General features: G+C 70.7%; 22 protein-coding genes. 5 read left to right on the forward strand and 17 right to left on the reverse strand.

Features of this window, described 5'->3' with window-relative positions; translation table 11 throughout:
• Positions 1-55: 55 nt before the first annotated feature.
• Positions 56-1,261 carry a signal recognition particle-docking protein FtsY gene (ftsY, locus tag ACZ32T_RS17660; protein ID WP_360368679.1) on the reverse strand — a complete coding sequence of 402 codons (1,206 nt, stop codon included), beginning with the start codon at positions 1,259-1,261 and terminating at the stop codon, positions 56-58.
• A 110-nt stretch (positions 1,262-1,371) separates the two neighbouring features.
• Here ftsY and ACZ32T_RS17665 point away from each other — a divergent pair, with 110 nt between their 5' ends.
• Positions 1,372-2,763 carry a purine-cytosine permease family protein gene (locus ACZ32T_RS17665; protein ID WP_467367689.1) on the forward strand — a complete coding sequence of 464 codons (1,392 nt, stop codon included), beginning with the start codon at positions 1,372-1,374 and terminating at the stop codon, positions 2,761-2,763.
• 109 nt (positions 2,764-2,872) lie between these two features.
• Here ACZ32T_RS17665 and ACZ32T_RS17670 read toward each other — a convergent pair whose 3' ends face one another.
• The 4 genes from ACZ32T_RS17670 to ACZ32T_RS17685 form a co-directional block, all read right to left on the reverse strand.
• Positions 2,873-4,291 carry a sugar porter family MFS transporter gene (locus ACZ32T_RS17670; RefSeq protein WP_467270549.1) on the reverse strand — a complete coding sequence of 473 codons (1,419 nt, stop codon included), beginning with the start codon at positions 4,289-4,291 and terminating at the stop codon, positions 2,873-2,875.
• A gap of 253 nt (positions 4,292-4,544) precedes the next feature.
• Positions 4,545-8,261 (reverse strand): AAA family ATPase, encoded by a 3,717-nt coding sequence (locus tag ACZ32T_RS17675; protein WP_467367691.1) that lies wholly within the window; start codon positions 8,259-8,261, stop codon positions 4,545-4,547.
• Between the two features lie 309 nt (positions 8,262-8,570).
• Positions 8,571-8,783, reverse strand: a complete 213-nt coding sequence (locus ACZ32T_RS17680; protein WP_033304037.1) for a hypothetical protein — start codon at positions 8,781-8,783, stop codon at positions 8,571-8,573.
• A 436-nt stretch (positions 8,784-9,219) separates the two neighbouring features.
• Positions 9,220-9,501 carry an acylphosphatase gene (locus tag ACZ32T_RS17685; protein WP_073745712.1) on the reverse strand — a complete coding sequence of 94 codons (282 nt, stop codon included), beginning with the start codon at positions 9,499-9,501 and terminating at the stop codon, positions 9,220-9,222.
• A 156-nt stretch (positions 9,502-9,657) separates the two neighbouring features.
• Here ACZ32T_RS17685 and ACZ32T_RS17690 point away from each other — a divergent pair, with 156 nt between their 5' ends.
• The gene (locus ACZ32T_RS17690) at positions 9,658-10,602 is read left to right on the forward strand and encodes a CAP domain-containing protein (protein WP_467367693.1); all 945 of its coding nucleotides are present in this window, start codon (positions 9,658-9,660) and stop codon (positions 10,600-10,602) included.
• 48 nt (positions 10,603-10,650) lie between these two features.
• Here ACZ32T_RS17690 and mutM read toward each other — a convergent pair whose 3' ends face one another.
• The 9 genes from mutM to ACZ32T_RS17735 form a co-directional block, all read right to left on the reverse strand.
• Complete coding sequence (mutM, locus tag ACZ32T_RS17695) at positions 10,651-11,508, reverse strand: bifunctional DNA-formamidopyrimidine glycosylase/DNA-(apurinic or apyrimidinic site) lyase (RefSeq protein WP_467270540.1); 858 nt, start codon at positions 11,506-11,508, stop codon at positions 10,651-10,653.
• Positions 11,509-11,582: 74 nt separating this feature from the next.
• Positions 11,583-12,404 (reverse strand): ribonuclease III, encoded by an 822-nt coding sequence (rnc, locus tag ACZ32T_RS17700; RefSeq protein ID WP_467270538.1) that lies wholly within the window; start codon positions 12,402-12,404, stop codon positions 11,583-11,585.
• Between the two features lie 19 nt (positions 12,405-12,423).
• Entirely contained in the window at positions 12,424-12,597 is a 174-nt protein-coding gene (rpmF, locus tag ACZ32T_RS17705) for a 50S ribosomal protein L32 (RefSeq protein ID WP_003965982.1), read from the reverse strand.
• A gap of 2 nt (positions 12,598-12,599) precedes the next feature.
• Positions 12,600-13,265 carry a YceD family protein gene (locus ACZ32T_RS17710; protein ID WP_467270536.1) on the reverse strand — a complete coding sequence of 222 codons (666 nt, stop codon included), beginning with the start codon at positions 13,263-13,265 and terminating at the stop codon, positions 12,600-12,602.
• A gap of 137 nt (positions 13,266-13,402) precedes the next feature.
• The gene (locus ACZ32T_RS17715) at positions 13,403-14,509 is read right to left on the reverse strand and encodes an ATP synthase subunit B family protein (RefSeq protein ID WP_467367695.1); all 1,107 of its coding nucleotides are present in this window, start codon (positions 14,507-14,509) and stop codon (positions 13,403-13,405) included.
• Between the two features lie 97 nt (positions 14,510-14,606).
• Positions 14,607-15,086 (reverse strand): pantetheine-phosphate adenylyltransferase, encoded by a 480-nt coding sequence (gene coaD, locus ACZ32T_RS17720; protein ID WP_467270695.1) that lies wholly within the window; start codon positions 15,084-15,086, stop codon positions 14,607-14,609.
• A gap of 26 nt (positions 15,087-15,112) precedes the next feature.
• Positions 15,113-15,697 (reverse strand): 16S rRNA (guanine(966)-N(2))-methyltransferase RsmD, encoded by a 585-nt coding sequence (rsmD, locus tag ACZ32T_RS17725; protein WP_467270532.1) that lies wholly within the window; start codon positions 15,695-15,697, stop codon positions 15,113-15,115.
• A gap of 87 nt (positions 15,698-15,784) precedes the next feature.
• Positions 15,785-19,021, reverse strand: coding sequence for a helicase-related protein (locus ACZ32T_RS17730; RefSeq protein ID WP_467367697.1), 3,237 nt, complete (start codon positions 19,019-19,021; stop codon positions 15,785-15,787).
• Between the two features lie 51 nt (positions 19,022-19,072).
• Positions 19,073-20,695, reverse strand: coding sequence for a DAK2 domain-containing protein (locus ACZ32T_RS17735; protein ID WP_467270528.1), 1,623 nt, complete (start codon positions 20,693-20,695; stop codon positions 19,073-19,075).
• 254 nt (positions 20,696-20,949) lie between these two features.
• On the opposite strand from ACZ32T_RS17735, the gene rpmB reads away from it, so the two are divergent.
• Entirely contained in the window at positions 20,950-21,135 is a 186-nt protein-coding gene (gene rpmB / locus ACZ32T_RS17740) for a 50S ribosomal protein L28 (RefSeq protein ID WP_003965989.1), read from the forward strand.
• A 79-nt stretch (positions 21,136-21,214) separates the two neighbouring features.
• Here the strand turns inward: rpmB and thiD are convergent, their stop codons facing one another.
• Both thiD and ACZ32T_RS17750 read right to left on the reverse strand, forming a co-directional pair.
• On the reverse strand, positions 21,215-22,024 hold the full coding sequence (thiD, locus tag ACZ32T_RS17745; protein WP_467367699.1) for a bifunctional hydroxymethylpyrimidine kinase/phosphomethylpyrimidine kinase: 810 nt from the start codon (positions 22,022-22,024) through the stop codon (positions 21,215-21,217).
• 10 nt (positions 22,025-22,034) lie between these two features.
• The gene (locus ACZ32T_RS17750; RefSeq protein WP_329233286.1) at positions 22,035-23,006 is read right to left on the reverse strand and encodes a thiamine-phosphate kinase; all 972 of its coding nucleotides are present in this window, start codon (positions 23,004-23,006) and stop codon (positions 22,035-22,037) included.
• 320 nt (positions 23,007-23,326) lie between these two features.
• Here ACZ32T_RS17750 and ACZ32T_RS17755 point away from each other — a divergent pair, with 320 nt between their 5' ends.
• Positions 23,327-23,560, forward strand: coding sequence for an Lrp/AsnC family transcriptional regulator (locus ACZ32T_RS17755; RefSeq protein ID WP_069170487.1), 234 nt, complete (start codon positions 23,327-23,329; stop codon positions 23,558-23,560).
• Positions 23,561-23,580: 20 nt separating this feature from the next.
• Complete coding sequence (locus ACZ32T_RS17760; RefSeq protein WP_467270522.1) at positions 23,581-24,066, forward strand: DUF3515 domain-containing protein; 486 nt, start codon at positions 23,581-23,583, stop codon at positions 24,064-24,066.
• A 32-nt stretch (positions 24,067-24,098) separates the two neighbouring features.
• Here ACZ32T_RS17760 and ACZ32T_RS17765 read toward each other — a convergent pair whose 3' ends face one another.
• Complete coding sequence (locus ACZ32T_RS17765; RefSeq protein WP_467270521.1) at positions 24,099-25,283, reverse strand: D-alanine--D-alanine ligase family protein; 1,185 nt, start codon at positions 25,281-25,283, stop codon at positions 24,099-24,101.
• Position 25,284 lies beyond the last annotated feature (1 nt).

The raw sequence follows: 25,284 nt of genomic DNA on the forward strand, positions 1-25,284 counted from the left end.
CTGCCGGGTCCACCGCCCTTCGCGCGTACGAGTGCGTACGCGTGCGTACGGCCGGTCAGTCGCCGATCAGCGCGTCGACGAAGGCACCCGGCTCGAACGGGGCGAGGTCGTCGGGACCCTCGCCGAGGCCGATGAGCTTCACGGGGACGCCCAGCTCACGCTGGACCGCGATCACGATGCCACCCTTGGCGGTGCCGTCCAGCTTGGTGAGCACGATGCCGGTGATGTCGACCACCTCGGCGAAGACCCGCGCCTGGACGAGGCCGTTCTGTCCGGTCGTGGCGTCGAGGACGAGCAGGATCTCGTCGAGCGGTCCGTGCTTCTCGACGACCCGCTTGACCTTGCCGAGCTCGTCCATCAGGCCGGTCTTGGTGTGCAGCCGGCCCGCGGTGTCGATGAGCACCACGTCGGCGCCCTCGGCGATGCCCTCCTTCACCGCGTCGAAGGCGATCGACGCGGGGTCGCCGCCCTCGGGGCCGCGCACCGTACGGGCGCCGACGCGCTCGCCCCAGGTCTGGAGCTGGTCGGCGGCGGCGGCGCGGAAGGTGTCCGCGGCACCGAGCACGACGCTGCGGCCGTCGGCGACGAGGACCCGGGCGAGCTTGCCCGTCGTGGTCGTCTTGCCGGTGCCGTTGACCCCGACGACCATCACGACGCCGGGGGTCGCCTCGCCGCCCTCGGTCTTCACCGTGCGGTCGAAGTCGGGCCCCAGCAGGGTGACGAGCTCTTCGCGCAGCAGGGTGCGCAGCTCGTCGGGCGTACGGGTGCCGAGGACACGGACCCGCTCACGGAGCCGCTCCACCAGCTCCTGGGTGGGGGCGACGCCGACGTCGGCGGTGAGGAGGGTGTCCTCGATCTCCTCCCAGGTGTCCTCGTCGAGGTTGTCGCGGGACAGGAGCGTGAGCAGCCCCTTGCCCAGGGAGTTCTGCGAACGGGCGAGCCGGGCGCGGAGCCGCACCAGGCGGCCCGCGGTGGGCTCGGGTACTTCGAGCTCAGGGATCTCCGGCTCGATGACGACGGGGGTTTCCTCGACGGGGGTCCCGGCGCCGGGGAGACCGACCTCCTCGATGGTGCGCCGCGCTTCGTCGCGCGGCGTCTCGGCCTCCTCGCCGACGCGGGGCTCGGCGGGAGGAGTGAGGGTCGGCGTGCTCGACGGCGCCGAGGGCGGCAGCTGCTTCTTCTTGCGGCTGCTGACCACGAGCCCGCTGATCAGGCCGACCGCGACCAGGGCGATGACTACAGCAAGGATGACGATTTCCATAACGCGTCCAGTATCGGCCACAGCCACGGTCCGGCGCGGCCCTGGCGGGCGCCGGGTGTCGACCGCATGGTCGGTATGCCACGTTTGGGGGTAAAGGTACGCTGCTGCCCGTGGAGAACCGCGGCCTGGATCCCGTCCCCGACGACGAGCGCACCGGCCGGGTCCGGGCCCTCTTCCCCACCTGGGTGACGGCGAACATGACGGTGCTGCTGCTCACCGTGGGGGCCGGGCTCACCGTCTTCAACGGGCTGAATCTCTGGCAGGTGCTGGCCGTGGCGGTGACGGCCCCCGTGATCTCGTTCGGGCTGGTCGGCCTCGTGTCGATCGCGGGCAAGCGCGGCGGGGCGCCCGGGATGGCACTGTCCAGGGCGGTTTTCGGACAGCGCGGCAACCTCCTCCCCGGAGCCCTGCTGTGGGTCGCCCGCTGGGGGTGGGAGACCGTGAACGCGGTCACCGGTTCCTACGCCCTCCTGGCCGTACTCGATCTGTTGTTCGGCATCCGGCGTACCCACGCGCTGACCCTGGTCGTCCTGACGGCCTTCGTCGCCGCGGGCTTCCTCGTCTCGGGGCTCGGGATCAGAGCGCTCCGCGTGGCCTCCTGGGTCTCCGTCCGGCTCTTCGGGGCGGCGAGCCTCCTGGTCCTGGTCCAGCTGATCGGCTCGATCCCGTGGCGGACCGTCCTGGAACGGCCGCCGGGCCCGGCGGCGGCGATGGTCGCGGGGATCGGCACCCTGGCCGCCGGGGGCATCAGCTGGGCCCCCTCCGCACCGGACTTCGCCCGCTACCTGCCGCGCTCAGCGTCCGGCCGGGCGATGGTCGGCGCGACCGTGGGCGGGGCGCTGGTCACGGTGGCGCCGCTGGTGATGACGGGTGCGCTCATGGCGGTGAGCTCACCGGACCTGGCCGTCACGAAGGATCCCGTGGCGTTCATCGGCGAGCTGCTGCCGAAGTGGATCTCGGTGCCCTGCCTCCTGACGGCCGTCGTCGGCATGGTGCTGATCAACGCGATGTCGATGTACTCCGCCGGATTCACCGCGCAGACCCTCGGCTTCGCGGTGCCCCGCGCCTGGGCCGTGGGGGTGAACGCGGCGATCAGCCTGCTCCTGGGCGGGGCCCTGATGATGGTGGCGAGGAGTTTCATCGACACCTTCCTCTCGTTCCTGACCCTGCTGGGTGTGACGTTCTCCGCCTGGATCGGGGTCTTCGGTGTCGATCTGCTGCGCGGCCGTACGTACGACGCCGAGGCCCTCATGGACACCACTCCGCGCAGCGGTTACTGGTACGCCGGGGGGTTCAGCCGACAGGCCATGGGGGCTTGGGGAGCCGCGCTGGTGACCGGGCTGCTGTTCACCGATGTCGAGTGGTTCACAGGCCCGCTCGCCGGCTGGTGGATCGGGCGTCACGGCCTGGGCTGGGCGGCCACGATCCTCGTCGCGGCGGGGGTGTACACGGCACTGCCGCGCGCGGCGGACGGGACGGACGGCGCGCCGGCGCGGTCCTGACGGCGGACCGGCGGACCGTCTCCACACATGTCCGGGCACGACAGAACGCTGCCCCGGGCCGGCATGGGCCGGACCGGGGCAGCGGGGTCGAGGAGAGGGGCAGCGGGGATCAGCCCATCTCCTCCAGCGCCTTGCCCTTGGTCTCCTTCACGAACTTGAGCACGAAGGGGATGGAGAGCACGGCGAAGCAGGTGTAGATGATGTAGGTGCCCGACAGGTTCCAGTCGGCCAGGCTCGGGAAGCTCGCGGTGATGGCCCAGTTGGCGATCCACTGTGCGGAGGCGGCGACACCGAGTGCGGCGGCGCGGAGCCGGTTCGGGAACATCTCGCCGAGGAAGACCCAGACCACGACACCCCACGACAGGGCGAAGAAGAGCACGAAGACGTGGGCCGCGACCAGCGCCACGACACCCTGCGTGCTCGGCAGCTTGCCGTCCACGAGATCCGCGGAGAAGGCCCACGCCTCGAACGCCAGGGCGATGGCCATGCCGGTGGAGCCGATGAGCGCGAGCGGCCGACGGCCCACCCGGTCCACCAGGATCATGGCGATCACCGTGCCGATGATGTTGATGATCGACGTGGTGAAGGAGTAGAAGAACGAGCCGGACGGGTCGATGCCGACGGACTGCCACAGCGTCGCCGAGTAGTAGAACGCCACGTTGATGCCGACGAGCTGCTGGAAGACCGACAGACCGATACCGACCCAGACGATCGGCAGGAAGCCGAAGCGGCTTCCGAGCAGGTCGCTGAACTTCGACTTGTGCTCACGGCGCATGGCCGTCTCGATCTCGTTCACACGCGCGTCGAGATCGACGTTCTTGCCCTCCACCTCTTCGAGGATCTTCCGGGCCCGGTCCCTCTTCCCGACGGAGATCAGGAAGCGCGGCGACTCGGGGATCGCGAAGGACAGCAGTCCGTACAGGATCGCCGGCACGACCATCACGCCGAGCATCCACTGCCAGGCCTCGAAGCCGCCGATCTTGCCGCGCTGGTCGCCGTCGGCGAGCTGCAGGATGCCGTAGTTGACCAGCTGGGAGATGGCGATGCCGATGACGATGGCGGCCTGCTGGAAGGAGCCGAGGCGGCCGCGGTAGGCGGGCGGCGAGACCTCGGCGATGTAGGCCGGGCCGATGACGGAGGCCATGCCGATCGCGAAGCCGCCGATGACCCGCCACATGGCGAGGTCCCAGAGGGCGAACGGCAGCGCGGAGCCGACGGCGCTGATGGTGAAGAGGACCGCCGCGATCTGCATGCAGCGGATACGCCCGATCCGGTCGGCGATGCGCCCCGCCGTCGCCGCGCCGATCGCACAGCCGATCAGCGCGATGGCGATCACCTGCGCGAGCGTCCCCGACCCGATCTCGTAGCGGTGCCGGATGGCCTCGACGGCGCCGTTGATCACGGAACTGTCGTAGCCGAAGAGGAAGCCGCCCATCGCTGCGGCTGCGGTGATGAAGATGACATGGCCGAGATGGTCCGGGTGGGCCTCCCGGGCTCCGGACTCCGGTCCGCGCGCTGTGCTGGTCACATGAACTCCTGGTACCTGGCCGCAACGTCAGGTGTGGGGGGTGAGCCCTCCTAGTGGCGCACAACTTTCGGCCGACCACCACTTGAAGGTAAAAACAACATTGCTGAGGTTATGCGTTCAAGTTTCGAAGTCAAGACTCGGGTTCGAGTCAAGAGGTGCCTCACGAGTACCCAGAAGTGCCCAGAAGGTGCGTTGAAGTGTCGAAGATTACGTGAAGGTGGTGTGACCACCCGTCAGCCGATGTACGCAGGCCTCAGCGAAGCCGCTGGCTGATCACCTTGGAGACTCCGTCGCCCTGCATCGAGACCCCGTACAGCGCGTCGGCGACCTCCATCGTCCGCTTCTGGTGCGTGATGACGATGAGCTGGGAGCTCTCCTGGAGCTCCACCATGATCCGGATCAGCCGCTGCAGATTGGTGTCGTCGAGCGCCGCTTCCACCTCGTCCATGACGTAGAACGGGCTCGGCCTGGCCTTGAAGATGGAGACCAGCAGGGCAACGGCCGTAAGGGATCGCTCGCCGCCGGACAGCAGGGAGAGCCGCTTGACCTTCTTGCCGGGCGGCCTGGCCTCGACGTCGAGACCGGTCGTCAGCATGTTGTCCGGGTCGGTGAGGATGAGACGGCCCTCGCCGCCGGGGAAGAGCCGGGAGAAAACGCCTTCGAACTCGCGTGCGGTGTCCCGGAACGCCTCCGTGAACACCTGCTCGACCCGCTCGTCGACCTCCTTGATCACCTGCATCAGATCGGCCCGGGTCTTCTTCAGGTCTTCGAGCTGCTCGGAGAGGAACTTGTGCCGCTCCTCCAGCGCCGAGAACTCCTCCAGGGCGAGCGGATTCACCTTCCCGAGTTGCTGATACGCCCGTTCGGCCGCCTTCAGCCGCTTCTCCTGCTCGGCCCTGACGAACGGCTTCGGCTGGTTGCGCGGGTCCTCCGGATCCGCCGGGAGCTCCTCGCCCTCCGCGGCGGGCGACGGCGGCACCAGCTGTTCCGGACCGTACTCGGCGGCCAGGCCGGCCGGCTCGACGCCGAACTCCTCCAGCGCCTTGGCCTCCACCTGCTCTATGCGCAGCCGCTTCTCCGCGCCGAGCACCTCACCCCGGTGCACCGAGTCGGTGAGCCGGTCCAGCTCGCTCTTGAGGTCACGGCCGCGGCCGCGTTCGGCCGCCAGGTCCCGCTCACGCTCGGCCTTCGCCGCCTCGGCCCGGGTCCGTTCCTCGTCCGCCCGTACGACCGAGACCTCGACGTGGGCGAGCAGCTGCCGCGCGCCCGAGGCCACGGCGGTGGCCACGGCCGCCTCGTGGCGCAGCCGGGCACGGCGCTGCTCGGCACGGGTGCGCGCCTCACGCTCGGCCCGGGCCCCGCGGTCGAGGGCGTCGGCCCGTCCGGCGAGCGCCTTGACCCGCTCCTCGTGCGTACGGGCCTGGAGGCGGGCCTCCATCTCGGTCTGGCGTGCGTTGGCCCCGTCGGCGGCGAGGCGGTCGCGTACGGAGGTGTCGGGCTCCTCCTCGACCGGGGTCTCCTCCGCGACCTGCAGTCGTTCCGCCAGCTCCTCGGCCTCCTCGGTGGCACGCTCCAGCGCCTCCTGGGCCCGGGCGGCGGACGCGGTCATCCGCTCGGCCTCTCCCGCGGCGCCACGGGCCTGCCCGGCCAGCCGCCCGAGCTGCTGAGCCACCCCCGACTTCTCCCGCTCGGCCGCCCGGCGCCGGTCCGCCAGCTCCTCCACCCGGGCGGCGGCCTCGCCGCGCCGTGCGGCCTCGGCGCGCTGGGCCGAGGCGAGTTCCTCGCAGCGCACGGCGAGCTCGGCGAGCTCGGCTGCGGCCTCGTCGACGGACGCCTGGACCTCCAGGAGGCTGGGTGCCGCGGCGGATCCGCCGTGGGCGAAGTGGGCGCCCAGCACATCGCCCTCGGCGGTGACGGCGATCAGCCCAGGGTGGGCGGCGACCAGCTCCTCGGCGTCCTCCAGGGTGCCGACGACGACCATGTCACGCACCAGCCGCCGCACGGCCGCCACCAGTTCGGCGGGCCCCCGCACCAGGCTCGCGACGGCGGGCGCGGGGGGTCCCCCGACGGCGACGGCCGGGTCCGCCGATGCCGTACCGGAGACCGCGACGGCCGTGGGGTCCTGCCCGGAGAGCGGGACGGTCCGAGGGTCCTGCTCCGGCCCGGACGTCTGCCCGGGCACCTGTACCGCGGGGCCGTCGAGGGGGTCCAGCGCCGGCTCCGTACCCTGCGCGGGCACCTGCCCGCCCGCCGCTCCGCCGGTCACCAGCGCCGCGCGCCCCGCGTCCTGCTTGCGCAGCAGGCGGATGGCGTCCGCCGCGGTGGCTGGCCCCGTCACAGCGACGGCGTCGGCGGCCGCACCCAGGGCGGCGGCCACCGCGACCTCGTGTCCCGGGGCCACCGTGAGCAGCTCCGCTACCGGTCCGAGCAGCCCGGCGAGCCGGTCCCCCGCACCGAGCAGCGCCCCGGTGCCGTCCTTGCGGCGGAGGCCCATCGACAGTGCCTCGTGCCGGGCGGAGACCGCCGCGCGGCTGCGTTCCGCCGCGGTGAGCGCCTCGCGCGCCGCGCTCAGGGCCGTCTCCGCCCCGGCGAGTTCCCGTCTGGCCGCCTCGTGCTGCTCCGCCAGCTCGGCATCGCCCGCGTCCAGCCCTTCGACCTCGGCCTTGAGCTGCTCGTACTCCTCCTGGGCCACGACCGCCCGCTCCTGCGCCTCGTCCCGCGACGCGGCCAGCCGGTCGATCTCGGCCTGCGCCGAACCCGCCCGGCTGCGGGCGGCATTGACCTGGCCGGTGAGCCGTGCGAGTCCTTCGCGCCGGTCGGCGATGGCCCGGGCCGCGTCCCGGAGCCTGCGCTCCTCGGCGGCCAACTCCCGCTCCAGTTCGGTGCGGTGGGCGGTGGTGTCCTCCAGGGCGTGCTCGGCCGCTTCGAGCGCGGCCTCCAGCTCCGCCTCCTGCTCACGGATGCGGGCGGCCTCACGCTCCATGTCCTCGGGGTCCCGCCCCCGCCGCTCCTCCTCCGGTGCGGCGGTGGCGCTCTTCACCCGGGCGTCGGCGAGCGAGATCGTGCCCCGCACGCGTTCGGCCAGCTGGGAGAGTTCGTACCAGGTCTGCTGGGCCCGCTGCAGCCGTGGCGCGAGCCGGCGCACCTCGTCCTCCAGGTCCGCCTCGCGGGCGAGCGCCGTCCTGAGGTCGGCCTCAGCAGCCTCCCGGCGCTGCTTGAGGGCCGCTTCGTCGGCGATCTCGCCGCGCAGCGCCTCCCTCAGCCGCACCAGGTCGTCGGCGAGCAGACGCAGCCGGGCGTCCCGCAGATCGGCCTGGATGACAGCGGCCCGCCGGGCCACGGCTGCCTGCCGGCCCAGCGGTTTGAGCTGGCGCCGGAGTTCGTCGGTGAGGTCCTGGACGCGGGCGAGGTTGGCACCCATCGCCTCCAGCTTCCGCAGCGCCTTCTCCTTGCGCTTACGGTGCTTGAGCACACCCGCCGCCTCCTCGATGAAGGCGCGGCGCCCCGTCGGATCGGCGTGCAGGACCGAGTCCAGACGGCCCTGGCCGACGATGACGTGCATCTCGCGGCCGATACCGGAGTCCGAGAGGAGTTCCTGGATGTCGAGCAGCCGGCAGGTGTCGCCATTGATCTGGTATTCGCTGCCGCCGTTGCGGAACATGATCCGGGTGATTGTCACCTCGGCGTACTCGATGGGCAGCGCGCCATCGGAATTGTCGATGGTCAGCGACACTTCCGCACGGCCGAGAGGCGGCCTTCCCGTGGTGCCGGCGAAGATCACGTCTTCCATCTTGCCGCCGCGCAGGGATTTGGCTCCCTGCTCCCCCATGACCCAGGAGAGGGCGTCCACCACATTGGATTTACCCGACCCGTTGGGTCCGACGACACAGGTGATCCCCGGCTCGAACCGAAGGGTGGTGGCGGAGGCGAACGATTTGAAACCACGGAGGGTCAGGGCCTTGAGGTGCACGCCGCCGGACTCTACCTTTCACTCTCGGTTTCGCTGATGAAGGTGCAGGGCACATCAGACGGTAAGCGGAGAGCGATAGGCCGACGACGGCCCGGGGGGAAAGAAAGAAGGGACGCCGGAGCGTCCCTTGTGAATCCTGCACGGTGCTGCTGTGCAGTCGTCCGAGCACAGTCTTGCGTTACGGATCGCTGGCGAACCGGATCACGAGCAGTCCTCGGTGTTCCAGGACGACGATCCGTGACGAAGACTTCGGTGGTTGATCCCGAGCGGCTGGCGTGTGGCCCGACCGGCCCCGGCAGGGCCGTGGGGTCAGGTCAGCGCGGGCTCCGCCTGGGGTACGTCGATGTCGATGCTGTCGAGCAGCGACTCCTGGTGCTGGGCGGCGGCGTTGAGCGCGTCGTTCTCGTCCTGGATCCGTACGAGCTCGGATTCCAGGTCCTGGACGCGCTTCTGGAGCCGTCGCATCTCGGCGAGGAGTCGCGGATCGGAACCGCCGACGTAACCGAGAAGCGCCTTTGCCATGATGAAAGGTCCTCCACACTGAGTGACCGACCGATGCGGTGTGGGTCGTGAGGGAATCGCACCCGCGGTCTCGGCAGTGCTGTGAATTCACTGCTGTTCTGCTGTCACCAGCTCTGCCGAACAGCTAAGGTGCGCGGGGTTTTCAGCGTCTCACCAAAAACTTTGACGGTCAACACGATCACACGCCGGTGGGCCGGGTGTCCCGGGGGCGCGCGGCCTGACGATCATGCGGCGCGACTCTCCTGCGGGTTCCCGAGGGGTGTGGAGATCTTCGTCAATGCCGCAGCCTGGCACGGCGCGCCGCTCTTGGCAACCATGTCCGGATGCCGGCTTCCCCCGCAGGTCATTTCGGGTGCGAGGTCTTCCCCGGCCCTCTGTTCACCGCTCGCCTCCATCCGTACGCACAGCGCGTCCGGCCCGCTTCTCCCGGCCGTGATCAGCGGATCGCGAACCCCTCGTATCCACCGCGGGGCGTGTCCCAGATCTCAGTGACGCCGTCCACGCGCCCGGGTGTGTCGTCGGAGCCGAGCCAGTCGAGCAGACGGTGGCAATTCTCACGCGGCCCTTCGGCCACCACCTGTACCCGGCCGTCGTCGAGATTGAGGGCGAAACCGGTGAGGTTTCCGATCTCCAAAGCATTTGCCCTGGTGAACCAGCGGAACCCTACTTGCTGTACTCGGCCGCGTACCCATACGACGAGTCGTGCATCTTCGTTCATGCCCGAACGCTAACCGTCCAATTGCTCAAGGAGCACGCCGCCCCAATCCGCCATGGCGTAAGGTCCCCTCGCAATAGCCTCACCCGAACGGGTGAGTTTGATCTTTGATGCGGTGACGTCTGAAAGACGCCCCGGACCACGAGGAAGGCACAGCGCATGGGACGGCATCGACGCGCAGGCGCGGCCCCCGCCGCTGAGCAGCACGCGGCGGACGCGGAGAACGGCCCCCGGGGCGCGCGCCGGAAGAAGCGCGGAGCCCTACCTGTACGCGCCGGGCTCCTCGGCGTGTCCGCAGCCGTGGCCGTCGGAGCGGTCGCCGTGGCCTCGGGCCTGCTGCCCGGCGGTGACAGCTACAGCGTGAGCGGGAGCGGGGCGGCCGACCAAGTCCACGCCGGTGGTGCCCCCGACCTGCTGACCCAGGGCGAGTCGTCCGCCGAGCCGACCGGCCGCACCTCCGCCTCCGCGTCCGCCGAGGCGGACCGGGGTGCCGGCCGTTCGGCCGCGCCCTCGAAGTCCGCTTCGGCCACCCCGGGCGAGAAGCCGTCCAAGAAGCCGTCCGCCACCGCGACGAAGCCGGCGACGAAGGCTCCGGAGCGGACGCAGGCTCCTGCCCCGAAACCGAAGAAGACGACGACGTCCAGCCCCGCGGACGACAAGCCGGCGGCTCCGAAGACCTCGTCCGCCGCCCCGAGCCGCGAGGCCACCGCCCCGGCGAGCCCGTCCGCCACCACCGCTCAGGCCACCGTGCTCGGTTTGGTCAACCAGGAGCGCGCGAAGGTCGGCTGCAGTCCGGTCACCGCGAGCGCCTCGCTGACCGCGCTCGCCCAGGACTTCAGCGAGGACATGGCGGCCCGTGACTTCTTCGGCCACACCGACCCCGACGGAGCGACCCCCTGGGACCGTGCCGCCGCAGCCGGTGTGCAAGGTCTGGGCGGCGAGAACATCGCCCGGGGCCAGGCCGACGCACAGGCCGTGATGGACGCCTGGATGAACAGTGACGGCCACCGCGCAAACATTCTCAACTGCGATTACAAGACGCTCGGCGTGGGGGTCCACCTCGGCTCAGGCGGCCCCTGGTGGACGCAGGACTTCGGCTTCTGAGCCGTCCGCGCGGCCGGCGACGACCGCGCGGCGGACGGGCCGGCCAGGTCAGGAGATCCGCGGCGGACGCTGGCAGCGCGGGCAGAAGTAGCTGGAGCGGTTCATCCACGGGCGGCGGCGCATCGGCGTACCGCAGCGGTGGCAGGGTTCGTCCTCGCGTCCGTAGGCGTCCAGCGACCGGTCGAAGTAGCCGGATTCCCCGTTCACGTTGACGTACAGGCTGTCGAAGCTGGTGCCGCCCTGGTCGAGGGCTTCCCGCATCACGTCCCGGACGTGGCCGAGCAGTTCCGCCGTCCTCGGGCGGGTCAGGGTCGCCGTCGGCCGCTCGTAGTGCAGCCGGCTGCGCCAGAGCGCCTCGTCGGCGTAGATGTTTCCCACGCCGCTGATCAGGGACTGGTCGAGCAGCGCCCGCTTGACCGTCGTACGGCGCAGGCGCAGGGCCAGGTGGAAGGCGGTGTCGTCGAAGGCCGGGTCGAGGGGGTCGCGCGCGATGTGCGCGATCACGTCGGGCAGGCCGTCGGGGGTGTTGTCGTGCAGCGAGAGCCCGCCGAAGGTCCGCTGGTCGACGAAGCGCAGCTCGGTGCCGAGCGCGTCGTCGAAGCGGACCCTGATCCTCAGGTGCTTCTCGTCGGCGGCCTCCTCGGGCTGCACGAGCAGCTGACCGCTCATGCCGAGGTGCCCCAGGAGCGAGGACTCCGCCCCGACGAGGGGGACCCAGAGGTATTTGCCGCGGCGCATCGCCGTGCCGAAGCGCAGACCGCGGAGCCGGGCCGCGAAGTCCGGTCCGCCCGCGAGGTGCCGGCGCACCGCACGCGGATGCAGCACCTCGACGTCCTCGACGGTGCGGCCGGCGGTCCAGCGCTCCAGACCCCGCCGCACGACTTCGACCTCGGGCAGTTCGGGCACGGTGACTCCTTCGCGCAGGGGTGAGACAGCGAGAGCCCCCCGGTGCACCAGGCACCGGGGGGCTCTCGGACGGTTCAGGCAGGAGCCGCGTCCGAGTGCGGCGACGGGTCGGCAGGGATGTCGGCGATCCCTCCGTCGGCTACGGCCTTGGCCGCGGCCTCCCGTGCTTCCGCGGCGGCGCTGATCTCGCGCCAGGCGGACTCGGCGGCCTGCTGCTCCGCTTCCTTCTTGCTACGGCCGGTGCCGGTGCCGTACGAGACACCACCGACGCGAGCGGCAGCAGTGAAGGTCTTCTCGTGATCGGGGCCGGTCTCCGTGACGAGGTACTCGGGGACTCCGAGGCTCTCGCTCGCGGTGAGCTCCTGGAGACTGGTCTTCCAGTCCAGGCCGGCTCCGAGGTTGGAGGACCTGTCGATCAGCGGGTCGAAGAGCCGGTGGACCAGCTCCGAGGCCGCGCCGAGGCCCTGGTCGAGATAGACGGCGCCGATCACCGCTTCAAGGGTGTCGGCGAGGATGGAAGCCTTGTCCCGGCCACCCGTGCCCTCTTCACCACGGCCGAGCCGGATGAAGGAGCCGAGTTCGAGGCCGCGGCCCACTTCCGCAAGTGCACGCGAGTTGACCACCGCGGCCCGCAACTTGGCCAGCTGGCCTTCGGGCAGGTCGGGGTGGGTGCGGTACAGCGTGTCCGTGACCACCAGGCCGAGCACCGAGTCCCCGAGGAACTCCAGCCGCTCGTTGGTGGGCAGACCGCCGTTCTCGTACGCGTACGAGCGATGGGTCAGCGCACGCACCAGAAGGGCGGACTCGAGGTGATACCCGAGCCGCCCTTCCAGAAGCGTGTGGGACGAGGCTGTGTTGATGTTGTCTGTCTTCTTGGAACTGGACAACTCAGACATCGGGCCTCTCACCAGCCGCTCAGACCTCGAGGACCTGGCGCTTGTTGTAGGTGCCGCAGCTCGGGCACGCAATGTGCTGGAGCTTCGGCTCCTGGCAACGCTCGCACGAAACCAGGGTGGGGACCGCAGCCTTCCACTGCGACCGGCGGTGGCGCGTGTTGCTGCGCGACATCTTCCGCTTCGGAACAGCCACGGCTACTTCTCCTGCTTCTCGTCGACGCCCGGTTCGGCGCCGCCCATGTTGTCCTTCTCGCCGTCCTGAACGGTCTCGGCGAGTCCTTGCAGTGCCGCCCAACGTATGTCGGCGACGTCGTGGTGGTGGTCCGGATTCTCGTCCAGCCTGATTCCGCATTCGGAACACAGACCGGCACAGGTCTCCTTGCACACCGGCTGCAGCGGCAGTGCGAGCACCACCGCGTCACGCAGCACAGGCTCGAGGTCGAACGAGTCGTCCTCGAGAAAGAACCTGTCCTCGTCGTCCTCGGCGTCGTCGACCGGGTCCGCGGTCCTGCTGCGGTTCCGGTCATCGGCGTCAGGGTACGAGAACATCTCCTGGAAGTCCGCTTCGACCTCGAGGGCCAGCGGCTCCAGACACCTTACGCACTCCCCCTCGGCCGTCGCACGGGCGGTGCCTGTGACGAGCACCCCTTCCATGACCGATTCGAGGCGGAGGTCCAGCGCCAGGGGCGCGTTCTCCTGCACACCGATGACCCCGTCGATACCGAGGTCCTTCGGAGCTTCCACCGTGCGGGTCAGCCGCTTCATGGCACCAGGACGCCGACCCAGCTCGCGCGTATCGAACACGAGAGGGCTGCGGTGGTCGAGATGGCCGTTCAGGGCTTTTCCTGCTTTCGAGATCATGTGCGTGGTGCGGCTTCGGGAGGGCCGCCCCTGTCCTTACGGAAAGAGGGCAGCCGGGATCGCGGACATACACGCGACCGAAGAGCCAGGATACTGGACGTACCGCCCAGCTCCCAATCCGGTACGGCCCGCTCCGGTCAGCGGCCCTGTTCGTAGCGGCGCAGCTGTTCCAGGTCGATCATGCTGGTGTCGAAGAGGCTGGTCTCGTCGAGCGCGCTCTCGCCCTGCTGCGCGGGCACCTGGCCCTGCTGCGGCCAGTACTCCTGCTGCTGGTTCGGGTCGTACGGCTGCTGCTGGTAGGCGCCGTACGGGTCCTGCTGCTGGTAGCCGTAGCCGTCCTGGGGCTGCTGGTTCTGGTAGCCGTACGTCTGCGCGTACTGCGGCTCGGGCTGCCCCTGGACCGGGAAACCGCTCTGCGCGGGATCCTGGTAGCCGGCGGCCGGCGTGTAGTCCGGCTGTGCGGGCTCCGCGTAGGACGGCTGCTGGGGGCTCTGCCGCGGCTCGGGGGTGGAGAGCTCGGCCAGGCCCGCCCAGTGGTCCTCGTCGCTGGTGTGCAGGTGGCCGCCCGCCGCGTCCTGTGCGGCCATGTGCGCGCCGAGCTCGTCGGTGGCGACCCGGCCGTGCAGCTTCTGGCGGCCCCGGCCGACGGCCTCCAGGGTCTTGGCCAGGACGGCCTCGAAGGCGCCGAGCTTGGTGTCCACGTAGTCGTCGGCGCGGCGGCGGAGCGTCTCCGGGTCGGCGCTGCGCTCCGGAGCCTCGGCGTAGTCGGGGTCCTCGTAGCCCTGCTCGTCGAGGCCTTCGCTCCGGCCCAGGAGCTTCTCGCGGCCCCGGTCGACGGAGCCGATGGTCTTGGTGAGGACGACCTCGAAGTTGGCGAGCTTGCTGTCGACGTACTCGTCGGCCTCGCCGCGGACCTCGTCGGCCTCCCGGCGGGCCTCGGACAGGATGCGGTCCGCCTCGGCCTGGGACCGCTGGGCGATCTCGGTGCCGGAGATCAGCGAGCCGCGTTCCGCGCGGGCCGACTCGATGATCCGCTCGGCCTCCTGCCGGGCCTGCTCGACGAGCTGCTCGCGCCCGCCGATGAGCTCCTCGGCGTGGGCCAGCGAACCGGGCAGGGCCTCACGGACCTCCTCCAGCATCGCGAGCAGTTCGGCCCGGTTGACCACGCAGGACGCCGACATGGGCATGGAGCGGGCGTTCCCGACCGTTTCGACGATCTCGTCGAGCTTCTTCTGCACGTCCACCGTGTGCTCGCCACTCTCTGCTGCTGTTGGAGACGGACGGGACGACTGTAAGGCCAGTCGCCTCCCGTCCGACACCTGGTGACGGCCGGTCAGCGCATCACTTCTCGCCGAGACGCTCCACGAGGGCCTCGTGGACCGTCGGCGGCAGCAGGTGCGCCACATCGCCGCCCCAGGTCGCGACCTCCTTGACCAGGGAGGACGACAGGAAGCTGTAGGTCGGGTTCGTCGGCACGAAAAGCGTCTCGACCCCCGAGAGGCCGTTGTTCATCTGGGCCATCTGCAGCTCGTAGTCGAAGTCGCTGACGGCCCGCAGGCCCTTCACGATCGCCGGGATGTCGCGCTGCTTGCAGAAGTCCACCAGCAGGCCGTGGAAGGACTCGACCTCCACGTTGCCGAAGTCCGCCGTGACCTCGCGGATCAGGTCGATCCGCTCGTCGACGGTGAACAGGCCCTTCTTGGACTGGTTGATCATCACGGCGACGTGCACGACGTCGTACAGCTTCGAGGCTCGTCCGATGATGTCGAGATGTCCGTTGGTGATGGGGTCGAACGACCCCGGACAGACGGCGCGGCGCAACGTGGTTCCCTCGCTCTCCGGTGCGGTCATCGTGCGTCTTCGCACGTAGAGGCGGCGCGACCGTACCAAAACGTGGCTTCGCCGTACCGACGGGCCCGCTGTGGCTCGAATCCTTCGGGCCAGCTGAATTCTCCGCCTCTGGTGCTCCGTTCCACCGTGACGAGGGCGTCGCCCGTGAGCCACCCCTGGGCACGGAGTGTGAGCAGGATCTCCCCAAGATCGCCGTCGGTGACGGCGTACGGCGGATCGAGGAAAACCACGTCGTACGGGTCCGAGGGTGCCGGTCCCGTGACGATCTGTTCGGCTTTGCCCGCACGGAGTTCGGCGCCGGGCAGGCCGAGGGAGCGGATGTTGTCGCGGACGGTGCGCGCGGCCCTGGCGTCGGCCTCCACGAGCAGGGCGTGGGCCGCTCCGCGCGAGAGCGCCTCCAGGCCCACGGCGCCGGAACCCGCGTAGAGATCGGCGACCCGGACGCCGTCGAGGGTGCCCAGGAGCGCTTCCCAGGTGGAGAACAGGGCCTCGCGCGCACGGTCGGATGTGGGGCGGGTGCCGGTGCCGGGCGGGACGGCCAGGCGCCGTCCGCCGGCCGAGCCGGCGATGACGCGGGTCATGGGTCTGTTCCTCGGGTCGCGGGCGGCACACCGGACGGGACGTGCGCCGTGCTCCCCACGATATGGCGTCGCCGGGGATCCGCCCGGTCACCCCTTGTCGAGATACTCCTCCCGGTCCTTGTCGAGCAGGGCGTCCAGCGCCGTGCGCAGCTCCGGCAGGCGATCGAGGCCGGGGTCGTCCGCGACGACTCGGACGGCCTCCTCGCGGGCGGCCGCGATGACCTCCTCGTCGTCGATGACGCTGAGCACGCGCAGGGAGGAGCGGACACCGGACTGGGCCTGGCCGAGGACGTCGCCCTCGCGCCGCTGTTCGAGGTCGATGCGGGAGAGCTCGAAGCCGTCGAGGGTGGCGGCGACCGCGGAGAGCCTGGCCCGGGCGGGGCTCGCCTCGTGGGCCTCGCTGACCAGCAGACAGAGGCCGGGGGCGCTGCCGCGTCCGACGCGGCCCCTGAGCTGGTGCAGCTGGGACACCCCGAAGCGGTCCGCGTCCATGATCACCATCGCGGTGGCGTTGGGGACGTTCACCCCGACCTCGATGACGGTGGTGGCGACCAGGACGTCGACCTGGCCGGCGGCGAACCGGCGCATGACGTCGTCCTTGTCGTCGGGTGGCATCCTGCCGTGGAGGACCTCTACGCGCAGGCCGGCCAGCGGGCCCTCGGCGAGCTGCTCGGCGATGTCCAGCACGGCCAGCGGCGGCCGCTTCTCCGCGTCGTCCTCGGGAGCGGCCTTCTTCTTCTCCTTCTTCTTCCCGGCCTCGTCGGCGTCGTCCCCGATGCGGGGGCAGACCACGTACGCCTGGTGGCCGTTCTCCACCTCCTCGCGGACGCGTTCCCAGGCGCGGCTGAGGAAGTGCGGCTTGTCCTTGGCGGGGACGACGTGGCTGGCGATCGGTGAGCGGCCGGCGGGGAGCTGGTCCAGGACGGAGGTCTCCAGGTCGCCGAAGACGGTCATGGCGACCGTACGGGGAATGGGGGTGGCCGTCATGACGAGCAGGTGGGGCGGCTGTTTGCCCTTGGAGCGCAGCGCGTCGCGCTGTTCCACGCCGAAGCGGTGCTGTTCGTCGACGACGACGAGGCCGAGGTCGTGGAACTGGACCTTGTCCTCGATCAGCGCGTGGGTGCCGATGACGATCCCTGCCTCGCCCGTCACGAGGTCGAGCAGCGCCTGGCGGCGGGCCGCCGTGCCCATGGAGCCGGTGAGCAGGACGACCTTCGTGCCGAGGTCGGAGCCTCCGAGCATGCCGCCTTCGGCCAGCTCGCCCATCATCTCGGTGATCGACCGGTGGTGCTGCTGGGCCAGCACCTCGGTGGGGGCGAGCATCGCCGCCTGGCCGCCCGCGTCGACGACGGTCAGCATCGCGCGCAGGGCGACCATCGTGTTGTGGGTGACCGTGAAGTGATCGGTGATGTACGCGTGACTCGGGTGGGCGACACTGATGCACTGCACCGGCTTTCGCCCGACGTACTCGACCGAGCGAATTCCACGCCGGAACGTGTTGTACTTCGGTCGGGTCCGCATGCGTGAGGCCTTGCGAGTGAGCCGGAACGGCACGTACTCGGCAGGCATGGCGATCGACACGTTGAAGGCCGCCTGTTTCGGATGCACCCGGGCGCGCCCACCGAGTGAACGAACAAGCCAGGCCACGTCGTCGGCCAACTGCCGCGAGGCCGAGCAGAACGAAACACACATCCCTTGAGCGTCCACGGTCCCGTCCGTGTCCATGAGCCCTTGCAGGACAGCAAGCCGATGCTTGATCGTCGTGTTCATGAATACCGGTGGGACGAATTTGTGGTGCGACGTAGCCCCCCACAGATGCAGCGCACGCAGCACGCCGATGACCGGGTTACTTCGCGATCCGCTCCTGGCCCCCGTCATCCGGATGGTGTAGTCACACGTCGAACCTGGCACGGGTACCAGCTCGCAGTCCGGTCCCAGTACGGATCGCGCTGCCATCAGGATCTCGTCGTCGGCCGTGGACAGACGCAGGTTGTGACGGAACGAGCCGTCCCCGAGAAGCAATCCGAAGACATAGGGGTCGAGGGGCGGCTCCGACCCCGATGTGAGATCCGTCGGTGTGGCGGACGGGAGATACCACTTGGACGACCCGTTGGCCTTGCACGTGTCCATCCTGATCTCGCGGGTCGTCATCACCTTGGGCGTTTCCCCGCGGGCCCAGGCACAGCTGGTCCCGACGATCCACAGATGCTCGTCATCGGCTTCGACCACTGTGTCGTCGGACAGGACAAGCCGCCAGACATCCCGCTCCCCCTGGGGAAAGACCCCGTCGACTACGGCGACTTCCCCCGTGGGAACCACTACCTCGTCGCCCTGCACGACGGTCCCCATGGGCTTGTAGCCCTCGGGGGTCAGAACCAGCGCGTCGAGCGGCTGCGCTTTACCCGAGCCCACCTCTCCCTGGAGCAGCCGGTGCATCGGGTGTTCCGTCGCCAGGTCGCCGAAGATCTCCCCGGTGACCTTCTGCTGGCCGTCGGTGAGGGTGAAGGGCAGCTTGGCGTCGAAGGCGTCGAGCAGTCCACCGGGGACGGACCTGCGGGCCACCGCGGGAAGCTGGGTGTCGGCGTAGCGGCGGCGGGCGAGCGCGACCTGGAGGACGAAGGCCTCGTCCCAGCGCAGCCGGTCCCGCGCGGCGGCGACGTCCGCCTTGGTGTGCGGCCGGTGGATCCTGAGCAGCGCCTCGGGCAGGGGGAGGAAGCCGCGCCCTTCGCGCAGTGCCGGGGGCAGCGGGTCCACCGCCTCCCGCGCGCTGGGCAGGACCGTGTCGACGGCCTTGGCGATCCGCCAGGAGTCGAGCTGCTTGCAGGCGGGGTAGATCGGCAGCAGCTGCCCCGCGAAGGCGTCGACGGCCTCGGTCACCTCGGCCGGGTCGTCGTCGTCCCTCGCGTCCAGGAGCTGGTACGTGGGGTGGGCCAGCTGCATCTTCCTGTTGAAGACGGAGACCTTGCCCGCGAACATCGCCCGCCGGCCGGGCAGGAGTTCCTTGTGGGGCTTGTGGACGCCGTGCCCGAAGAAGACCAGCTGGAGCCGGCCGCTCCCGTCGGTGAGGGTGACCTCGAGCCGCTTGCCGCGGCCGTTGTTGAACATCATGATCCGTGCGTCGGCGACCTGGGCGACGACCGTCACGTGCTCGTCGAGCGGGAGCTCGGTGAGCGCAGTGAGCCGGCCCCGCTCCTCGTAGCGCCGCGGGTAGTGGTGCAGCAGATCACCGACCGTGTGCAGGTCGAGGTGTTCGGCCATCACCTTCGCGGTGGCTCCGCCGAGCAGCTTCTTCAGGGGTTCATCGAAAGCGGACACGCGGTCCATTGCACACCACGCCACTGACAGATGTCCCGGTGCGCCGCCCCGTCCGACGTGTCACTCGACGCCGATGAGCAGGGGCGCCGCCTGGTGGCCGCCCCGGTAGACGACCGTGTCGACGGCGAGGTAGCCCTCCCGGACGTGCTCGCCCAGCTCGTCGGCGAGGCCGTCCGGCACGTCCTCCCCCAGGACCAGGGTGACGAGTTCGCCGCCCGCCGACAGCATCCGGTCCAGGACGGTGCGGGCCGTGCCGACGACGTCCTGACCGATGACGGCGACGTCCCCGTCGATCAGGCCGAGGATGTCGCCGGCCTGGCAGATGCCCGCCATGGTCCACGACTGCCGTTCGGCGACGGCCAGTTCGGCGTACCGGGTGGCGCCGGCCGCCGACGTCATAGCGACGACGTCCTCGTCGAAGCTGCGGCCGGGTTCGTGGACGGCGAGCGCGGCGATGCCCTGGACCGCGGCGCGGGTGGGGACCAGGGCGACGCGGATCCCTTCGCCCCTGGCCTGTTCGGCGGCAGCGGCGGCGGTGTGGCGCAGCTGTGCGTCGTTCGGCAGCAGGACCACCTCCCGGGCGTGGGCCCGGCGGATGGCGTCGACCAGTTCGCCGCTGGCCGGCGGCTCGCCGGGACGTGCCAGCACGGTGGTCGCCCCGGCCTCCGCACACAGGCCGGAGAGCCCGTCACCGGGTACGACCACGACGACCGCGCGCTGGGCGGGTTCACGGTGGGCCGCGCCCCGGTCGGCGGCGAAGTGGGTGATCCGGATCCGGTAGGGCCGGCCGGCCTCGACCCCGGCTTCGACGGCCGCTCCGGCGTCGTCGACATGGACGTGGACGTTCCACAGGCCGTCGCCGCCGACCACGACGAGTGAGTCCCCCAGGGCGTCCAGCCGGCTCCGCAGCCGGGCGACGGCGTCGTCGGGGGCCTCCAGGAGATAGATGACCTCGAAGGCCGGTCCTCCGGCCGGGCCCGCGTCCGCGCAGTCGCCGGTCAGCGGCAGGACGTCGGGGGCGGGGGTGACGGCGCGCTTCCGCACACGTCCGCCGACCGCTTCCAGAAGTGCGCCGAGCACGGTCACCAGGCCCTGCCCTCCGGCGTCGACGACGCCCGCGCGGCCGAGGACGGCGAGCTGGCCCGGGGTGGCCGCCAGGGCGGTGCGCGCCCCTTCGTACGCCGCCTCGGCGACCTCGGTGAGACGGGCGCTCCCGGCGGTGGCCCCGGCCGCCTCGGCGGCGGCGGTGGCTACGGTGAGCACCGTGCCCTCGACGGGATGGGCCACGGCCAGCCGCGCCGCCGCGGCGGCCTCCGTCAGCGCGGTCCGCAGGTGACGGGCGTCACCCGATTCGGCCAGGACGGAGGCCATGCCGCGCAGCAGCTGGGCCAGGATGGTCCCGGAGTTGCCCCGTGCCCCGATCAGCGCGCCGTGCGCCATGGCCCGCACGGCGTCGGCGGGGCCGGGCACGGTGGAGCCGGTCTCATGGGCGGCGAAGACCGCCTCGACGGCGGCGGCGGCCGACTCGACGGTGAGATACAGGTTGGTGCCGGTGTCCCCGTCGGCGACGGGATAGACGTTGATGGCGTCGATGGCCGCCCGCTCACGCCCCAGGGCCTCCAGCGCCAGTGAGCACCAGGTGCGCACCGCGACGGCGTCGAGATCGTCGGGCGGCTGCGGCACCGTTGGTCCTCCTTGAGCGGCCGTGGGGGGCTGGCTGCACCGCAGGGTAGCCGTCATGCGCGGGCCCGGCGGGCGCAGGTGCGGGACGGAGCCGTCGGGGAGCCGTGGTAGTTTCGTATCTCCGACGCAGCCGTTGTATGCTGCTTCGGTTGCCCGACGAAAGCCGGGCCAATCCCTCCGGTACCGCCACTTCAGCAATGATTCCGGCGCGCCGGAATTCACTGTAAGTGCATCTGAAGTCTTTGGAGTGACCCGTGGCTGCCAACTGCGACGTTTGCGGCAAGGGGCCGAGCTTCGGCAACAGCATTTCGCACTCGCACCGCCGTACGTCCCGTCGCTGGAATCCCAACATCCAGCGCGTGCGTGCCGTGGTCGGTCGGACGCCGAAGCGGCTCAACGTCTGCACCTCGTGCATCAAGGCCGGCAAGGTCGCGCGCTGACGTCTCGTCGTAGCGCAGCCTTCCGGTTGCCCAAAAAGCCGGTCCACCTCGGTGGACCGGCTTTTTGCTGTGCTCCGCGTCAGCGGGCCGGGCGTACGAGCCAGCCGTGATCGACGGGGCCGATCCCGCTGCCCAGCGCGAAGCCGCCCCGGATCGCGCCGGTGACGTACTCCTTCGCGCCCCGTACGGCGGTCGGGACGTCCTGGCCGCGGGCGAGTCCGCAGGCGATGGCGGAGGCGAGGGTGCAGCCCGTGCCGTGGGTGTGCCGGTTGTCGAGCCTCGGAGCACGCAGCCAGTGTTCCTCGCTGCCGTCCGTCAGCAGGTCCACGGCGTCGCCGGGCAGATGGCCGCCCTTGATCACCACCCAGCGCGGTCCGTGGCCGAGGATCTCGGCGGCTGCTCTGCGCATCCCCGGTTCGTCGGTGACGGTGACGCCTGTGAGCTGGGCCACCTCGTCGAGGTTCGGGGTGGCGACCGTGGCGACGGGCAGCAGCTTCGTGCGTACGGAGTCGAGGGCTTCGGCGGCCAGCAGGGCGTCCCCGTGCTTGGACACCCCGACGGGGTCGACGACGACGGGTGCGCCGGTCCCCGCGAGGAGTTCCGCGACGGTGTCGACGAGCGCGGCCGAGGACAGCATGCCGGTCTTGATCGCCTGGACGCCGATGTCGTCGACGACGCTGCGGTACTGGGCGCGTACGGCGTCGGCCGGCAGCTCCCAGGCTCCCTGCACGCCCAGCGAGTTCTGGGCGGTCACCGCGGTCAGCACGCTCATGCCGTGGGTGCCGAGGGCCAGCATCGTCTTGAGGTCGGCCTGGATGCCCGCACCGCCGCCGGAGTCGGATCCGGCGACGGTGAGGACACGGGGCGGTACGGGGGCAGGTGCGGTCATGCCCGGGAATCTACTGGGCATCCTCGATGGATCCGAAATGGTCCCAGCCGCCCTTGCTCGTCCAGGGCGCTCCGTCGACGGTGACCTGGGGCAGCGCCGACGGGTTGAGGACCTCTCCGATGACCTTCCAGCGCGCGGGGAGCTTCACGTCGGCGGGGAACGTCGCCACGATCGCGTGGTCCTCTCCCCCGGTCAGCACCCACTGCAGCGGGTCGACCCCGACGGCCTGCCCGATGTCGGACATCTGCGAGGGGATGTCGATGAGCCCGGAGCGCAGGTCTATGCGGACCTTGCTGGCCTCGGCGATGTGCCCGAGGTCGGCGACGAGTCCGTCGCTGACGTCGGTCATGGCCGTGGCGCCGAGCCCGGCGGCCGCGGGGCCCGCGTGGTACGGCGGTTCGGGGCGCCGGTGGGCCTCGACGAAGGCGCGCGGCGAGCGGAATCCCCGGGAGAGCACGGCGAATCCGGCGGCGGACCAGCCGAGCCACCCGGTGACGGCCACGACGTCGCCGGGCCGGGCGCCGGACCGGGTGACGGGTTCGTGGTTGCGCAGGTCGCCGAGCGCGGTGATCGCGACGGTGATGGTGTCGCCGCCGACGACGTCGCCGCCGACCACGGCCGCGCCGGCGACCTGGCACTCGTCACGCAGTCCGTCCATGAGCTCGGCGGCCCAGGTGACCGGCAGGTCGGCCGGTACGACGAGACCGAGCAGCAGCGCCGTGGGCACGGCGCCCATGGCGGCGATGTCGGCGAGGTTCTGGGCGGCGGCCTTGCGGCCGACGTCGTACGCCGTCGACCAGTCGCGGCGGAAGTGCCGCCCTTCCAGCAGGATGTCCGTACTGGCCACGACCCTGCGGTCGGGAGCGGCCACGACCGCGGCGTCGTCGCCGGGTCCCAGCCGTACCGCCGGAGTGGTGGTGAGCCGGGACGTGAGCTCTCTGATGAGCCCGAACTCCCCCAACTCGCCCACGGTTCCCTTCACCGAGTCTCACCTCTCATCTATCGCACCGGACACCTGTCCGGGCTGCTTCAGCGGCCGGAGGTCCGGACCGTGGACGGACGGCCCACGGGAGCCGGTGGCCCCGGGGCGTACGGGCGTCGCTGTCGCCCTTCCGCACCGGTGGGCTTGCGGTCGCGAGCCCCAACTGCTGTCGGTACCGTCAAGAGATACGTCAACTTCTGTGGTGCGTACGCCACGCTGTGGGCGTCAACCGGCCCGCAGGTCTCCCCGCGGCCCCGGGCAACGCGATAACGTGGCGTCCCTTTCCCCCACATGATCCTCGTGGCCGCCCTGGAGGTTCCGTGGTACAGGCGTACATCCTCATCCAGACCGAGGTGGGCAAGGCGTCGTTCGTCGCCGAGACCATCGCAAAGCTTCCGGGAGTGATCCAGGCAGAGGACGTCACAGGCCCCTACGACGTGATCGTGCGCGCACAGGCCGACACGGTCGACGCCCTCGGCCGCATGGTGGTCGCCAAGGTCCAGCAGGTGGACGGCATCACACGTACCCTGACCTGCCCGATCGTCCACCTCTGACCCCTGTCTACGCTGGTCCGGTGACTCACACCCGCCGCCGGTCCCCCCGTTCCCGTGTTCTCGCCCCGTCCGCCGCTCTGTGCGTGCTCGCCGTGGCGGGCTGTTCCGGCGGTGACCAGCCCTCGGTGGCGGTTCCCACGCCGTCGTCGGAGGCCGCCGCGTACTGCGAGGAACTGCACAAGGAGCTGCCGGAGACCGTCGACGACCTGGAGCGGAGTGATCCCTCACCGGATTCGGACCTGACCGCCGGCTGGGGGGACGGGGCGATCGTACTGCGCTGCGGTGTCCCGCGGCCCGCGAGGATGGATGATTCCCAGGCGAAGGCCGTCGACGCGGACGGCGTCAACTGGCTGCTGGAGCAGCCCGATGACGCCGGCCCGCGGTTCACGACCACCTACCGCAAGGCGTATGTCGAGGTGACGCTCGGGACGGAGTACGCCCATGACATCACCCCGTTGTCCGCGTTCGCGGTGCCCGTGAGCAGGACGGTCCCCGACAGTCTCTGAAGGGCTGTCCGCGCGGGACAGCCCTTGACGGCTCAGCGCAGGCCGGTGGAGCGGTTCAGCGCGGAGGTGATCAGCCGGTCGACCAGCTCCGGGTACTCCACGCCGCTCGCCTGCCACATGCGGGGGAACATGGAGATCGGGGTGAAGCCCGGCATGGTGTTGATCTCGTTGATGACGAACGTGCCGTCCTCGGTGAGGAAGAAGTCGGCGCGCACGAGGCCCTCGCAGGAGGCCGCCTCGAACGCCTCGACGGCGAGCCGCCGCACCTCGGCGGTCTGCTCCTCGGTGAGCGGTGCGGGCACCAGGCCGGCCGCCGAGTCGATGTACTTGGCCTCGAAGTCGTAGAAGTCGTGCGCGGTGACGGGCGGGATCTCGGCGGGCACGCTGGCGCGCGGTCCGTCCTCGAACTCCAGCACGCCGCACTCGATCTCCCGGCCGCGCAGCAGGGACTCCACGAGGAACTTGGGGTCGTGCCGGCGGGCCTCCTCGATCGCCTCGTCCAGCCCGGCCGCGTCGTCGACCTTCGTGATGCCCATGGAGGAACCGCCGCGGGCGGGCTTGATGAAGAGGGGCCAGCCGTGCTCGGCCGCGAACTCCATGACGCGCTTGCGGGCGGCGGGCCGGTCCGACTCCCATTCCCGGGGGCGGACGACCTCGTACGGGCCGACCGGCAGTCCGAAGGAGGTGAACACCCGCTTCATGTACTCCTTGTCCTGGCCGACGGCAGAGGACAGCACACCGGCGCCGACGTAGGGGACGCCGGAGAGCTCCAGGAGCCCCTGGAGGGTGCCGTCCTCGCCGTAGGGGCCGTGCAGCATGGGGAAGACGACGTCGACCTCGCCCAGGACCGTGGGCACCGCACCGGGTTCGCTGACGACGACGTCACGGTTGCCGGGGTCGACGGAGAGCGTCACCGCGCCGTGCGTGGAGTCGGCCAGCTGCTCCACGTCGGGGACCTGCCGGTCCGTGATGGCCATGCGGGCCGGGTCGTCGGACGTGAGGGCCCAGCGTCCGTCCCTGGTGATGCCGATCGGCAGGACGTCGTACTTCGTCCGGTCGATGGCGCTCATGATGGCACCGGCCGTGACGACCGAGATGCCGTGTTCGGAGCTGCGGCCACCGAACACGACGGCGACGCGCGGCTTGCGGCCCGGATCGGAGCTCTGCTCGGAGCTCAGCGGGCTCTCAGGGCTCTGGGGGAGGTTCTGGCTGCTCATA

The organism is Streptomyces sp. NPDC023573, assembly GCF_055559735.1.